Origin of the sequence: Prevotella lacticifex (assembly GCF_019973375.1) — a bacterium.
Taxonomy (GTDB): Bacteria; Bacteroidota; Bacteroidia; order Bacteroidales; family Bacteroidaceae; genus Prevotella; species Prevotella lacticifex.
Genome location: NZ_BPTV01000031.1, coordinates 1 through 306, shown reverse-complemented (window position 1 = coordinate 306; position 306 = coordinate 1). Strand labels below are relative to the sequence as shown.

The window sequence follows — 306 nt, the reverse complement described above, 5'->3', positions numbered from 1 at the left end:
CCTTGTCGAATACCATCAGACCATTCTTAATCTCATACTCCGCTACAAAGTCGTCTATCGCCGTCTGATCCAGCATGTTGCCTGCGTAAGGCTTTGCCGCTATGGGCTCACGCGTCAATGGGTTGAAGGCATACAGCAGGCTGATGTCCTTGGAGCCCTTCTTAGCCCCCTTGCGCGAAAACTCCGAGAGGCTCCCCGTCTTGGCATTGTAGTCCTTGAGCATGCCGTCAATGACCATGTTACCGCCGGTAAATGTATTCACTCTATTGCGCATGAACTCACAGATAAGGGAGTATGCCTTGCCTA

General features: G+C 51.6%; 1 pseudogene. It reads right to left on the bottom strand.

Annotated elements, in window-relative coordinates:
* Positions 1 to 306, bottom strand: a pseudogene (locus tag LDN30_RS16270) (IS1634 family transposase); the annotation flags it as partial.